Origin of the sequence: Sphingomonas sp. Leaf257 (assembly GCF_001422185.1) — a bacterium.
In the GTDB taxonomy this organism is placed as follows: domain Bacteria; phylum Pseudomonadota; class Alphaproteobacteria; order Sphingomonadales; family Sphingomonadaceae; genus Sphingomonas; species Sphingomonas yabuuchiae.
Genome location: NZ_LMMH01000011.1, coordinates 18,325 through 30,861 on the forward strand (window position 1 = coordinate 18,325; position 12,537 = coordinate 30,861).

Annotated in this window: 12 protein-coding genes; 3 read left to right on the forward strand and 9 right to left on the reverse strand. The window is 60.0% G+C overall.

The features are described 5' to 3' along the window. Positions 1-252: 252 nt before the first annotated feature. Positions 253-1,899 (reverse strand): DUF3108 domain-containing protein, encoded by a 1,647-nt coding sequence (locus tag ASF14_RS22190; RefSeq protein ID WP_236696980.1) that lies wholly within the window; start codon positions 1,897-1,899, stop codon positions 253-255. A gap of 152 nt (positions 1,900-2,051) precedes the next feature. Here ASF14_RS22190 and ASF14_RS07615 point away from each other — a divergent pair, with 152 nt between their 5' ends. Continuing rightward, the gene (locus ASF14_RS07615) at positions 2,052-2,804 is read left to right on the forward strand and encodes a LytTR family DNA-binding domain-containing protein (RefSeq protein WP_056433722.1); all 753 of its coding nucleotides are present in this window, start codon (positions 2,052-2,054) and stop codon (positions 2,802-2,804) included. 52 nt (positions 2,805-2,856) lie between these two features. On the opposite strand, the gene ASF14_RS07620 is transcribed toward ASF14_RS07615, so the two are convergent. Both ASF14_RS07620 and ASF14_RS07625 read right to left on the reverse strand, forming a co-directional pair. Then, a complete protein-coding gene (locus tag ASF14_RS07620) occupies positions 2,857-3,318 on the reverse strand; it encodes a hypothetical protein (protein WP_156361085.1) in 462 nt (153 codons plus the stop codon). Between the two features lie 22 nt (positions 3,319-3,340). Continuing rightward, on the reverse strand, positions 3,341-4,156 hold the full coding sequence (locus tag ASF14_RS07625; protein ID WP_056433730.1) for an APH(3')-I family aminoglycoside O-phosphotransferase: 816 nt from the start codon (positions 4,154-4,156) through the stop codon (positions 3,341-3,343). A gap of 347 nt (positions 4,157-4,503) precedes the next feature. Here ASF14_RS07625 and ASF14_RS07630 point away from each other — a divergent pair, with 347 nt between their 5' ends. Then, the gene (locus ASF14_RS07630) at positions 4,504-5,703 is read left to right on the forward strand and encodes an IS256 family transposase (RefSeq protein WP_017503803.1); all 1,200 of its coding nucleotides are present in this window, start codon (positions 4,504-4,506) and stop codon (positions 5,701-5,703) included. A 31-nt stretch (positions 5,704-5,734) separates the two neighbouring features. Here the strand turns inward: ASF14_RS07630 and ASF14_RS07635 are convergent, their stop codons facing one another. From ASF14_RS07635 to ASF14_RS20740, 5 genes are all read right to left on the reverse strand, one after another. After that, positions 5,735-6,265, reverse strand: a complete 531-nt coding sequence (locus ASF14_RS07635; RefSeq protein ID WP_056433734.1) for a GNAT family N-acetyltransferase — start codon at positions 6,263-6,265, stop codon at positions 5,735-5,737. 106 nt (positions 6,266-6,371) lie between these two features. Next, entirely contained in the window at positions 6,372-7,082 is a 711-nt protein-coding gene (locus tag ASF14_RS07640) for a GNAT family N-acetyltransferase (protein ID WP_082442135.1), read from the reverse strand. 73 nt (positions 7,083-7,155) lie between these two features. Beyond that, positions 7,156-7,656, reverse strand: coding sequence for a hypothetical protein (locus ASF14_RS07645; RefSeq protein ID WP_236696981.1), 501 nt, complete (start codon positions 7,654-7,656; stop codon positions 7,156-7,158). Positions 7,657-8,053: 397 nt separating this feature from the next. After that, positions 8,054-10,306 carry a tyrosine-type recombinase/integrase gene (locus ASF14_RS20735; protein WP_082442136.1) on the reverse strand — a complete coding sequence of 751 codons (2,253 nt, stop codon included), beginning with the start codon at positions 10,304-10,306 and terminating at the stop codon, positions 8,054-8,056. After that, positions 10,299-11,444, reverse strand: a complete 1,146-nt coding sequence (locus tag ASF14_RS20740) for a tyrosine-type recombinase/integrase (protein ID WP_082442137.1) — start codon at positions 11,442-11,444, stop codon at positions 10,299-10,301. The genes ASF14_RS20735 and ASF14_RS20740 overlap by 8 nt, the downstream gene beginning before the upstream one ends. A 105-nt stretch (positions 11,445-11,549) precedes the next feature. On the opposite strand from ASF14_RS20740, the gene ASF14_RS07665 reads away from it, so the two are divergent. Further along, positions 11,550-11,888, forward strand: a complete 339-nt coding sequence (locus ASF14_RS07665) for a thermonuclease family protein (RefSeq protein ID WP_269083242.1) — start codon at positions 11,550-11,552, stop codon at positions 11,886-11,888. A gap of 73 nt (positions 11,889-11,961) precedes the next feature. Here ASF14_RS07665 and ASF14_RS07670 read toward each other — a convergent pair whose 3' ends face one another. After that, complete coding sequence (locus tag ASF14_RS07670; RefSeq protein ID WP_056433753.1) at positions 11,962-12,486, reverse strand: hypothetical protein; 525 nt, start codon at positions 12,484-12,486, stop codon at positions 11,962-11,964. Positions 12,487-12,537 lie beyond the last annotated feature (51 nt).

The following is a 12,537-nucleotide window of genomic DNA, read 5'->3' on the forward strand; positions in this document are numbered from 1 at the left end:
AAACCGCCGCTGCAGCCTGAAGTCGGTAAGTAGCAAATTAACTAGAGGATGTTCGGAATCATACGCCATGCGCTGCGGCTATTCTAGTCGGCATGCCGTTTCGGGGATGACGGAATTCGCTGAGAAGCAGCAAGGTCCGCGTTCGGTAAGCAGGGCTATCTCGGATATTGCGACGTTACCGTTTCTCGAAAAGGATCGAATTTTCGGAAACCCTTGGCGTTCTCATAATCCCGTGCCGCAGGGACGGAAAGGTTATTGTAGGCCCGCGCACGTCCCCCCTAACCGTTGCCCGCCCTGTGGTGAGCTATACCCGATCTCCCTTCCATCCTGTTTGGCGATCAAATACCTCAGGCGCCGATCCACGCTTGACCCTGCGTCGATCACCCAAGCCTCCACCCGTCCTGTCGGCGTCGTCACCACTTCGGTTCCCGTAACGGCGACCGTGAATGCACCTAGGCCACGGTCATACTGGTAGAAGGGCAGTGTAAAGCTCTTCCCAATAGCCAGCGGCATCGCGGCGAATGTCGGGCCGAAAAGGTTGCCGTCCCAAACGGGACTCGTGAAAGCCTGATCGACCGCCACACGGTTGCGTTGCCGATCGAACTTGTACCCCGTGACACGATCGGAGCCGTAGGACAGTTTGGCGTGGGGTTTGCCGTCGCGCGTCGTCGTCAGGCTGATCGGCCGCAAGGTGCGCGCATCAAGCACGAAAGCGTCGCGCAGATCGAGCCGGCCGTTGGCGAGACGCTGATTCACCACGATCCGCCAGATCGGCCGGCCTTCCAGCTTGTCCTTCCGAACAGATTGCCACGTCGATCCGATCACGGGTGAGCCTTCGGCCGATGATCCTACGATAGCGTAACAGGCTGCATATGGCCTCAACCGCGTACCATCGGGTATAGCCGCCAAGCCCGGCCGGTTCAGCTTTTCCGCGAAGAACCGTACCACCTCCGTGTCGAAGCGGGCATGAAACATCGTGCGGTCGAAATCTGGCGCACTGGCGCATAGCTGCGGCATAGTCGCAGGTTCGGCACACGGGGCAAGGAAGTCAAAATGCCCCGCGCCGGAGACGGCATGGAAATCCGGCCTGATCGGTAGTGCTGCGCGAACCGCATCCGCATAGAAGGGAGCCGGCAAAATCTGATCGTTATCGGCACGCCAAAGTTGCACGGGGATGCGGACCTTTTCCAGCCCCGCACGGTCGAAAGTAAAGCCGATTGCCGGTGCAGCGACGACGATCGCCTTGATGCGCGGGTCCGTCATCGGCGGCCACGCGCTCGACAGCGTTCGAGGCTGCGACTTGAGGAGCGTACATACGAAGAAGGCGGGATGCTTTGCGCAGTGATCGGCAAAGCGGGTCATGTCCGGCTTCCCTCCGGCAGCCGCCAGAACCGTGAATCCACCTGCTGAAAAACCGAAGGCTCCTATGCGGTCGGGATCGATGGCAGCGCGCCCCGGCCAAGCCTGCAACATGTACGAGATGGCGGCACTTAGCGCGATCGGACGCCCCTCTATCCGCGTCGCTCGGCTGTTGTCGCGCCAGTTGTCGCCGGGGTGGGTGAGTGCGGCGACGATGAAGCCAGCGCGAGCGAGCGCTACGGCGGTATCAACATGGCCGGCGAAATCGCCTCCGGTGCCATGTGAGATGACGACTAGGGGGTGCTTGCCACCCGGCACAAGCGCACCGGGCACCACATCTTGGGCGTAGATGCCGAGCCGCTGGTGAACAGGCGTGCCAGTCGTCGGATACCAGATACCCACTTCGGTGCCATCCGCTGTCAGCTGCCGCTCAAAGCCGGCCTGCACGGACTGGGCTTCGGCCGCAGGAATGGTAGCGGCGAGGAACAGTGCGGCAATGGCGAGGCGCAATGACATAATGAACTCCGTAATGGCGTGCACCCCGATGACCCGGCACAAGCTCTTGCGGAAGCTGTCTATTCGCGAGTGGGCGAACGGGTACGTCAGTAGGCAAACGGGTTTCGTTCGCTAGCGTGATCGCGGTAGAAGGTAGAGTGACCCACCCGCCTTCCCTCGTTCTTGATCGCAGCCGAATGTCGACCCCCGTCGTCCGCTGGGTTGGATTAGCTGTCGCCATCGGCGCTCTCTTGGCGATCCTCGGACCGTTCGGCAGCTATTTGAACGGTGGCCCGGTCCGGCTGCTCGCCTACTGGATCGGCGCAATGTTGCTTGGACTTGGGCTCTACGGCGCGGCATTCAGGATCGTCGGCGTCTGTACCACCATCGGTTCGCGAACCTGGTGGCTCGCCCTGATCGGGGCGACATTGCTCGCCAGCATACCCGAAGCCTTGGCAACGCGTGTGGCAGCGTTCTGGCTATGGCCCGAGCTGGCGCGGCTCGACCTCTCACTTCCGCGCTGGTTCGCGCAGACGGCGACGATTGGCGTGATTGCGATGGCACGTGTCGGCTTCGTCCTGCGTCGCTCCGCGTCTGTATCGCATGACGATCCAGTCTCACCGCCCCCGATCGATCCGATCGCAACGCCGCTGGGCCGAGAGGTGCTGGCATTGCAAATGGAGGATCATTACGTCCGCGTGCATCGCCCCGCCGGTTCCGAGCTGATCCTTATGCCTCTCAGCCGTGCGATCGAGGCGGTCGAGGCAGATGGGTTACGCACGCATCGCTCGTGGTGGGTTGCGGCCCATGCAGTTTTAGCCGTTGAAGGAGATGCCCGCTCGATGCGTCTGCGGCTATCCAACGGCATGGTCGCACCTGTCGCGCGATCCGCTGTCACGCGCCTCAAGGCGGCTGGATGGATCAGGGACTCTGATGGCTGTGTCGCGTAGAGCGTATGGGGCGATTGGCCATCTCGAAAACGATGGTGAAACGAGAAAGCCGCTAAGCAACGGCTGCTAGGCTTTGGGCACGCTGAATGTCCTTTGGCCGACCAAATGCGGCAAGCATGGCCTGTAGCTCCGTCCGTTCGGGAATGAAGACAACCACGCCTTCGACCTCGACGGAAAGTCGGGTCGCTAGTTGAACGGGCAACCATTCTTCGCCCGATCGACGGTGGAAGTCTGCCATGAACTCAACCGGCAAGGTTGTCCCGGTCCAAGTGCCAAAGATGCTCGATCGGAACGCCGCGTGCGCCGATTTTGGTCGAGGTTCAATGCCGATCGCCGGCAGGATGCGCCGTGCGTCGGCAACGCTCAACAGCACGTCCACGTCGGACACATGGCCGGGATCGGCCCCGTGGAGGGCAACGGCTGCGCTCGCGATGATCCACCAAGGATCATGCGCCTCGGCCATCACGCTACCAATCGCACTCAATGATGCCGAGAGCGCCGGAGTGACTGTCATGGCCTTTTAAAGCGCGCGGGCTTCAAAACATCTCGTCCAGCATCAGGTGGAACTGGAGCTTGCGTTCGTCGACGTCAGCGATGCCATATTGCTCAAGAAGCCGATTTTGCAGCAATGCGTCGAACTCCCCGAGGCAATTCCACAATATCGCCAGGTCCTGATAGCGGTCCGCGACACCAACTCTGCCGGCGTCGATACAGCCGACCACCTCGCCATCGACCATCAGGATATTATCTAGCGAGAAATCGCCATGCGTAACGACGGGATCGGACGGCATTGGCAGCAGGCGTTGCATCGCTTCCCACACCTGTTCTGCCGTCCAGCCCTCACGCTCGTCGTCAAAATCATCTTCCTCGACCAGACCCGCGTGGATGCGCTCGCGCGCCCGTGCAAGTCGGTAGGCGTGATCGCTATTGAAGGGACATTCGTTGACCGGGATCGCATGAAGACGGCGTAGGAACGCCGCGAGCGCATCGACTATCCCGACGTGGGCATCGGGCTGCGCCTCCAGAAGCTGGTATGCGGTCTGTCCGGGCAGCGCCGTCATCAATAACCACGCTTCATCCTGCATGGCGACAAAGCCTTCGACGGCCGGGACCGGGATGTGCCTCGCCAACCAACGCAGCCGAACCATCTCGTCGATCACGTCGGCGGCGACGGAGCTTCGACCGTGTTTGAGGAACAGATCAGGCGCGTCGAGCTTGCCATGCAGCCGGTAAACGGCACCGCCTGACTCCCCGACGTTATCTCGCGCCCATTCATACCCAACCAAGGGTGCGGACATGCTCTCCGGCACCGATATGGCCGCACATGCCTCTTCCCGATCCATATCCATCATCCATCCGGCCTTTCCGCCCTGCTAATGACGGTCAATAATCGCTGACGGTAGGGTCGCCAAGGTCAGCTTCCCCACAAAGGAACGGCCAGCAAGACGGTCGGGGCGTTCCCATTAGAAGCGGGAAATGGGAACGGTGATGCTACTGGGCGGGCGAAGCGGCTAGGTTGCTGCTCAATGGCCGGCATAGCTCGAGGTCGTGTCCCGCGTGGTGGTGTAGCTCAGCGGTAGTGAAGCTGACCGGCCGCGCGCTATCATCCAGCGCTGTAGCGGCCGGTCAGGTTCACGGGTGGCCATCGAAGATCTTCGGATAGGTTTGGGTTGCAAGACTCAACCAAAGGAGACCTTCGATGACCGACGACACGATGAACCTGCAGGCGCTGGTGGGAAAGAGCGCGGATGCAGATTTCCTGCGTGAGATGATAGGCTTTGCCGCGCAGCGGCTGATGGATCTGGAGGTCGGTAGTCTGACCGGCGCTGGATATGGCGAGAAGAGCAGCGACCGGCTTGCCCAACGTAACGGTTACCGCGAGCGCGACTGGGAAACGCGGGCCGGCACCGTTGAACTGCGCATCCCCAAGCTGAGGACGGGCAGCTACTTTCCCGCCTTCCTGGAGCCCCGGCGCCTTTCAGAAAAAGCGCTGACCGCGGTTGTCCAGGAGGCATACATCCAAGGCATCTCGACCCGTTCGGTCGACGACCTGGTGAAGGCCATGGGTATGAGCGGCATCTCGAAGAGCCAGGTAAGCCGGCTTTGCGAGGAGATCGACGTCCGCGTGAAGGCTTTTCTCGACCGGCCTATCGAGGGCGACTGGCCGTACGTGTGGATCGACGCGACGTACCTGAAAGTGCGTCAGGCTGGTCGGATCGTCTCGGTCGCGGTCACCATTGCAGTCGGCGTGAACGGTGACGGCAGGCGCGAGGTGCTCGGCATGGCGATCGGTGCGTCGGAGGCTGAGACGTTCTGGACAGACTTCCTCCGCGGCCTCGCGCGGCGGGGCCTACGCGGTGTGAAACTCATCATCTCGGATGCCCACGAGGGCATCAAAGCTGCCGTCTCACGCGTGTTCAGCGCCACGTGGCAGCGGTGCCGCGTACATTTCGCGCGCAACGCTACGGCCCATGCCGGCAAGAGCGGGCGGCGCGTCGTCTCGGCCTTCATCGCCACCGCGTACGCACAGGAGACGCCCGAAGCCGCCAAGGGTCAGTGGCGCAAGGTCGCCGACCAGCTGAGACCCAGCGTCCCTAAACTCGCAAAGCTGATGGATACGGCGGAGGAGGACGTGCTCGCCTACATGTCGTTCCCGCCGCAGCATCGCACCAAGCTGCACAGCACGAATCCACTCGAGCGCCTGAACGGCGAGATCAAGCGACGCACCGGCGTGGTCGGCATCTTCCCCAACGAGGATGCCATCACCCGCCTCGTCGGCGCTTTGCTACTAGAGCAGAACGACGAGTGGGCGGTCCAGCGGGGACGCTACATGACACTGGAAAGCGTAACGCAATTGAGCGATGATCCCGCAGTCACGTTGTCGTCCATGGCGGCGTGATCGACCCGGCCATGTCCGGAGATCAAAGCGGCTACGCCGCTGAAGCTACACCACGCGGTGGGACACGATCTAGCTCGACGCGATGATGGCTCCGCAACTTGAAGGTGTCGGGACCGACACGCCGAAGCTCTCTATAGCCTAGTGACCGCCAGAACCTCTCCGCCGCATCGTTCGCCTCAAGGACAGCAAGCCTCATTTCCTCTGCTCCGCGAGCCACTGCCCACTGCTCGATCGCGTCATAAATCGATCGGCCGATGCCTTGCCCTCTGGCGGCTGAATCAACGATCATGAAGCCGAGATACCAGACACTGTCGCTTGGATAGTCACGCAAGATGGCGCCTACGGCTATCAGGCCGTTTTCATTCCGCCAGCCCATAATGGTCTGATCGGCCGAACTCTTTTCTTCGGGAACATCGCGAAACAGATCGATCGCATCCGCCAGCGTCGCCGGCTCCCCGTCCTGCAACATGAAGTAGTCGTTGCACCGTGCATATAGGTCAGCAACATCACCGGCATCATGCTCTGTGAGGATCGACGGCGGTTCACTGGTTGTGATCATCATCCACGCCTTGCCTGCCGCTCGACCGAACACGACCTTTCCCGCAATCGAAGGGCGATCAAGACCGGCGCTTTCGCGAAAGGACGGTCAGTTGGGAATGTGCGTGTCTCTAAGCCGCAGTTCGATCGAGCACGTCAGATGCCACTATCCACTTGCCGAACAACGCAAAGCCGCACGATTTAGCAAGGGCGACGGATGCAAGGTTGTCGATCTGGCAACGATACTGCGGTTCATATCCCTTTCGGCGCGAGAATTCGCTGATCGTCAGGACGACCGCACGTGCGAAACCTCTTCCCCGAACATCGGGAAGCGTCAGCACTCCTAAGTCCGCGAACAGGCCGCTTTCCCAAGGGTATGCGCTGGCGGCACTGACCAGCCGACCGTCCTCAAAGCAACCGAACACCGCCCAATGATCGAGTTCGACAAACGCATCGTCGCGGTCCTGCTCTGATGCATCGGCATGGAACGCCTCGAAAGCATCCCGATCCTCGATCGTAAGTTGGCGTGCGGCCAATGATTGACCGCATGCGACGCGCGTATCCGCGGGAAGGTAGAACAGATAGTCGGGATCGTGCAGGCTGACGCCCTCGCGTTCCAACAAGTCCTGTATGTCGGCGATCGACGTGACACCCGGCGCATCAAGACTGACCCGATCGATCAGCTCGGGTCGCAATACGGTTCGCACCCGGCCATCAATCCCTTCCAGCATCATCGCCGGGCGTTTGGGGTTCAATTTCTCGCTTACCGCCCACGTCGAGCTGCCGTCACCAGCGAACGCTTCATGCCAGTAGTCCAGAATGGGCTTGGGGAATATCGTCATGAGGCTGCACTACCATAGCGGCTCACTGCCCCGGCACTCCACTTTCCCGATCGAATCAAGATTTGTGACACGGTTAGACTGTAGCTGGCGTCTGTCGCCTTGCGAGCCAATCACGATGAACTGCGATGCCGGACGCGAGCCAGAGCGCACCAGCGGCCATAAATCCAGCGACCTTGCCGCCTGTGGGGGCTTCGACAATGAAGCCCATGATCGCTGCAGCAATTAACGCCGTTCCAAGAACATAGAACGGATGAAAACCGCCAGCAAAGGCGATTGGCAGGAAATGGAGGCCGACGACCAACGCCATTGATGGTAACAGAAGATCGGACCGGTGCAGGTTCACTACGATGTTAGCGGCTAGGAAAAGGCCGACGCCTTCACCAATGCTGCTCCACATGATGGCTCGTTCTTCTTTCGGTGACGGCTTGATGCCCTCGCCAGGGGTACGGATCACATAGCTCGCGGCAAGACCGACCAGCATGAATCCTAAGAAGGGCAGCGCCAGAGTGATCCCGGACAAGTGCCATTGCCAGTAAAGCGTCAACGCTGCGAACACCGCTCCGAAGAAGCTCATAATCAGCGCGCCCCATGCCCCCACAAACGGTCCCCCTTATGTTTGATAGGCCGATAGTACGTCTGCAGTTTCGACAGGTCGAGAGGGATACGCCCGTTCTCGTTTGGGAAGCTTTAGCGAGACAGCGGACCTACCTGACCGCGCTGACAGCAGTCATGTTGGGCCTCTTTCCCGAAATCTGTTCCCGATTGCGTTTTCCCGAAATTGTCGTCCGGAGATGGGAAATCGGGAATTGTCGTGCTGGACGAATGATCGCGAGAGTCGGCATGACAGCGACGGCGACGCGGCGGGGCGCAGCCTAATTGGCCACCCCTACGGGCCCCCCACTTCTACGCTACCCCTGCATCGGCGCCTCAATGAGAGCGGCGTCAATCTAATGGCTCGGCCGACGCGGAGATCACGCTAGCAAAGCCGCGTCCATTGCCTGCGCGACGTCCACCGACAATTCGTTTGCGCGACGCACCGCTTGATCAAGTCGAGCCAATTCAAGGCGTCGGGAGGCGAGCTGACCTAACGGCTCGTGCCGCGCTTCGGCTCGAGCAAGCTCCCGTGAGTGATTTGCACGCATCTTCTCGAAGAGGGGAAGGGCAGCCTTCTTAGGTTGCGCATGCACACACCCGAGGCAAACGAGACCTTTTGGGCAGTGATCGCCTGCTGGCAGCGCACAGAGATGAGTGCCCATGTCACGCAATCCGCAACTTCGCTCCAGAGCGCCCCATTCCTCCGCAGTCGGCGCCTTCAAAACTTCTGGACCATGAATGGTTTGATAGACGCCACGAACGTGGCGTCGGTATTCCTCTACAAGCGTACCAGGATAGAGCTTCGCGTAAATCATCACGGTGTCGAGCCGCTCGTGGCCCAGCAGCGCTCTCAGGACGTGTGGCGGGGTACCGTTGTTGAGGTGCTCGGAGGCAAACACGCGCCGGCAATCATGTGGAGCGATGTCGAGCCGGCTTCCGTCATGTCGGCGAGCTCCCGCCTTGCGAGATAGCTCAACCAGCCCGGCCCTGATGGTGGACCTTCCAATCATATGCGGTCGAGTGCGGCCCTGGAGGAGATAGGGCGCTCGAGGGAGCGGCTGTTGCTGATGGAAGTCGAAATGATCGATCGGGGGTACAAGATCCAGACCGTAGAAGCGCTTCACGTGAATGATGATTTCCGACAGCACTTTGCCGAGGGAGTCTCCGATCGGAATCAACCGCGCTTTATCAAATTTAGAGGGCTCAACATGTAGCAGAAAATAGGCCCGCCCCGAGTTATCGGTGCGGCGGAGGATGTCAAAGACGGTGAGGTTATGCGCTTCCTCTATGCGTAAACCGCTTTGAACGAGAAGTTCGATGAACGCCCAGTTCCAGAACGCTACAGCCTCTGACCGCAAGGCTTCTCGGCTGTCATCATTGGCGATCCGGTCCTGTGCCGCCTGCCACTGCTCGTGCGCGAGGGCTCGCACCCTCGGCATTTCCCTCTCTAGATCAATTATCCGGCGCGTCATTGCCGCTTCTTGTTGACGAAAAGCTTGCGAGATTTCCGGGATCTGGGTTTCCCGGAAGGTCAACGGCAGTGCGGGCGGCGCGTATTCTCGGAAAGGGGACGCCTCCTCACTAGACCAGGTAGAGATGTCGCTAAAGAATGTGCGGGCGGTAGCTAGATCGTGGTTGGCTGTCGTGCTGCCTTGACCCACCCCGCTAGGGCTGGATCGGCAGTTAGACCGCGCAAATGCGAGGCTGTGTGGTATATAGGCTTGGATGTGCTCGGGCCGGATTGCCGCTGTGGAGGCTATCTGGGGATAGCAGGCCTTCATAAAGCGCCAAAATCGTGCAAGTCCCTGCAGCTTGCTCCTCAATGTCGAATATCTTGATGAGATGCGGACCTGATACGCTTCCAGGTATAGCCGGGTAACCTCTCGATATTCATCGGGAAGTTGTCGCACGCGTACCATCTCCGCCAAGGTGGGTGCGACGACAGGACGCCGTTCACGCACAATCCCGCGCAGCGGTGTTCGGTTGAAGACACCCATCGTGCACAAGGCGGCATCGAGGGCATCTGATCCAAACTTGAAGCGGCGTTTACGCTCCCCACGCCGGTGGAGCAGATCTGAGTCTTGGAAATCGCTCAGTGACCAGTAATCGTTAATAAGAACGGTGCGGGTCGCAAGATGCAACGCGCTGACGCGCACTGTTTGCGAATACGACATGTTTGGTAGGTTAGTGATCGCAACAGCAAGATTCTCGAGCAATGCACGGAGCGGAGCATCTGGAGGGAGCAACAAGCGAACCCAGTTCAAGGCTCTGTATCCGCCGATAAAATCATCCGATGGCACAACCAGGCGTAACATTAGTGGTGGCAGGAATATGCTATTCCTGAACCGTGCCGCAGTTAGGTCCCGACCTTTGACGTTCTTAATCCAAAACGACTCAAAGTTCATCCAGCGATCCGCTAGCGTTTTCCCGTCGAATTGATCAAGATGGTCGAAGAAATGGCCCACCCCTTGGGTAATTAGATAGGCCTGGGGGTTGCGCTTGTTTCGGACCGCTGCCGTATTTAAGTGGCTAGCCCAATCAGATACTAATTGTTCCAGTACCTCGCGATCGTAGCACGCCGAGCGGAGATTTTGCACAAAGGCGCGATCGGGCCATTGCCGCTCACTCATGCCCAGCGTCCTTGAAGAGGAGTTCCAGCTCGGTCAGCGACTTGCTATCATAGGCGAAAGCGTAAGTCGGTGAATCATGATCGTCTCGCGCTACTGTAGCGCGCTGTTCGAGATCGTGGATCGCCCGGACCATCCTCCCTAGCGGGACATGAACATACGTCGCGGCAGTGGTTTCCGGGGAAGAATGAGCCAGGAATGCCTGCACCAACGCCAGATTATCCGTCGTATCAAGTAATCCTTGGGCGAATGTATGCCGATAGGAATGGGCTGTTACCTGGCGTACACCGGATCTTCGTCGCAGGTCTCGAAGCAGCGTTTCAAACGTTGCATAGGTCAGCGGTTTTCCCCTCCCTCTGCGGAAGCTGATCCACGCCGCTGAGTGATCCGCGGGGGGCCGCTCGGTCTGGAGATACTCACTGTAGATAGGCCAAAAGGGCTCGCCGACCGGGATGATATGCGACCGCCGCGAGCCTTTCAGCTGAACGGTTATCATCCTTCTGAACGGGTCGATATCACCCAACTTCAAGCCAAGGATGCCGTGACGACCATTCACGTCGCTCCAGTCGCCAATTCGCTGCCCAGACCACTCAAGAAGCTTCAGTAGCGCTTGATCGCGCAAACTCCGGGCGGAATTGAAAAGCGAAGCGATTTCGGAAGCATCGAGTTGCCGATGGACGGGCCGTGGAACGCGTCGTCGGAGATCAGCCCGAGCACGTCTTTGACGTACGTGCATCGGCTTGGTTCGTTCACTCTGCAAAGCAATTGGAACAGGGTTCCTTTTGCCGGCCCATGCCGGGTTGTCGATGTGGATATCGATCAGAAATCTGTAAAAGCCTGACAGAACAGTGAGACGATGGTTGGTCGTCGCCGGCCCCGGTGAGGGCCCTTCACTACGAAATGCGGCAATGTATTCGGCGATAGCGCTTGGGGTTATATGCTCAAACATTCCGCCTCTCGCCAGTATCCACGAATGAAAGTGGATCAAGCCGAAGGCGTAGCTTCGAACAGTGTACGGGGATCGACCGTTGAGGACGAGCCAGCGAAGATATGCGGTGATGTCCGCCGGCTTGTTTCCTTCGGCGTCTACGACGCCGAAGGGAACAAGCCCCGGTTCACGGACAACACTGAATTCGCGCATATGCCGACTCCGTCGCCAATCACGTTATTTATCGTAACGAATCTTACGGTCGCAGAAAACACGAGATAAGGGGCGGACGCCTTCGAGCGGAAGCAACTCTGCCAGATCTCCAGCGGCTGCTATCCTTGCGGCAAGCTCGCGCAAGACGCGACCGCCCGCATGCTCCGCTCGGGGGAGGCGACGATCCGTTTGGTTGGCAGTAGCAGCTACGGTCGACCGGTTGCCGTGGTCAGTGTGAACGGCTCTGACCTGGGCGAGCAACTGATCGCTCAGGGGTGGGCGGTGCCGGCCACGAAGTATCTCAGGAGCGATCCGGATCGCGCCGGGCGGTATATGAGCGCTTACGAGGATGCGAGGACCAACAAGCGAGGCGCCCATGCCGGCGCCTGGATCGATCCCGAGAAATGGCGTCGCGGGGAACGCCTCACATGCGAGCGGGCCTGATGCCTGTACCCGCTACACAAAGCGGTCCGGCTGACGATGCCGGACCGCTTTTTTTGTTTGGTAGGCTCCAGCCCTATGCCGGGCGATCGCGCTTTGCTGGACGATCGATCGGATCGTAGTCGGGACCCGGGTCGTGCGACCAGGAGGCGCCGATCGCAAACTCGGCCTCGAAACGGCCAACCGGGCCATCGGGCTCGGCCGCCACGTAGGGAGCCGGCGCGATCCGCTTCGGCGCCTTCGTGCGATGCAGATACCCTGCCACGCGTCCCCGTCCGAGCAGCAGCGCCTCCAGCCACAGCAGATCGTCGATCAGCACACACACGCCACGACCCGCGAGATTGTAGTAGATGCACCGCTGATAATCGTCGCAGCGATTGCCGAGCATCTGCGCCAGCTTCGCCTTGCCGGCAGGGTCGCCCTCGTGGATCCACTCGCATGCCTCCCGCAGCTCACGCACGGAATAGTAGGCATCTTCCGGCTCGATACCGATCGAGGCCGCGGCGATGGCGCGGCGGGTCGGTCGGACATCGGGGTTGAGCGAGGCGTCGCGCAACGTGAGGTCGAGATCGATCGGCCCGGTGAAATCTTGAAGCTTCATGACCTAATCCTCCTGTCGTCCGAACGTAACGTGAACATCTGCGACCTTGCA

Bases quoted from the DNA above. Each gene is read 5' to 3' on its own strand.
- ASF14_RS07615 (WP_056433722.1), top strand. From the start codon at position 2,052: ATGTCGACCCCCGTCGTCCGCTGGGTTGGATTAGCTGTCGCCATCGGC.
- ASF14_RS20740 (WP_082442137.1), bottom strand. From the start codon at position 11,444: ATGCGCGAATTCAGTGTTGTCCGTGAACCGGGGCTTGTTCCCTTCGGC.
- ASF14_RS07620 (WP_156361085.1), bottom strand. From the start codon at position 3,318: ATGACAGTCACTCCGGCGCTCTCGGCATCATTGAGTGCGATTGGTAGC.
- ASF14_RS07640 (WP_082442135.1), bottom strand. From the start codon at position 7,082: ATGACGATATTCCCCAAGCCCATTCTGGACTACTGGCATGAAGCGTTC.
- ASF14_RS07625 (WP_056433730.1), bottom strand. From the start codon at position 4,156: ATGATGGATATGGATCGGGAAGAGGCATGTGCGGCCATATCGGTGCCG.
- ASF14_RS07635 (WP_056433734.1), bottom strand. From the start codon at position 6,265: ATGATGATCACAACCAGTGAACCGCCGTCGATCCTCACAGAGCATGAT.
- ASF14_RS07630 (WP_017503803.1), top strand. From the start codon at position 4,504: ATGACCGACGACACGATGAACCTGCAGGCGCTGGTGGGAAAGAGCGCG.
- ASF14_RS07645 (WP_236696981.1), bottom strand. From the start codon at position 7,656: ATGAGCTTCTTCGGAGCGGTGTTCGCAGCGTTGACGCTTTACTGGCAA.
- ASF14_RS20735 (WP_082442136.1), bottom strand. From the start codon at position 10,306: ATGAGTGAGCGGCAATGGCCCGATCGCGCCTTTGTGCAAAATCTCCGC.
- ASF14_RS07670 (WP_056433753.1), bottom strand. From the start codon at position 12,486: ATGAAGCTTCAAGATTTCACCGGGCCGATCGATCTCGACCTCACGTTG.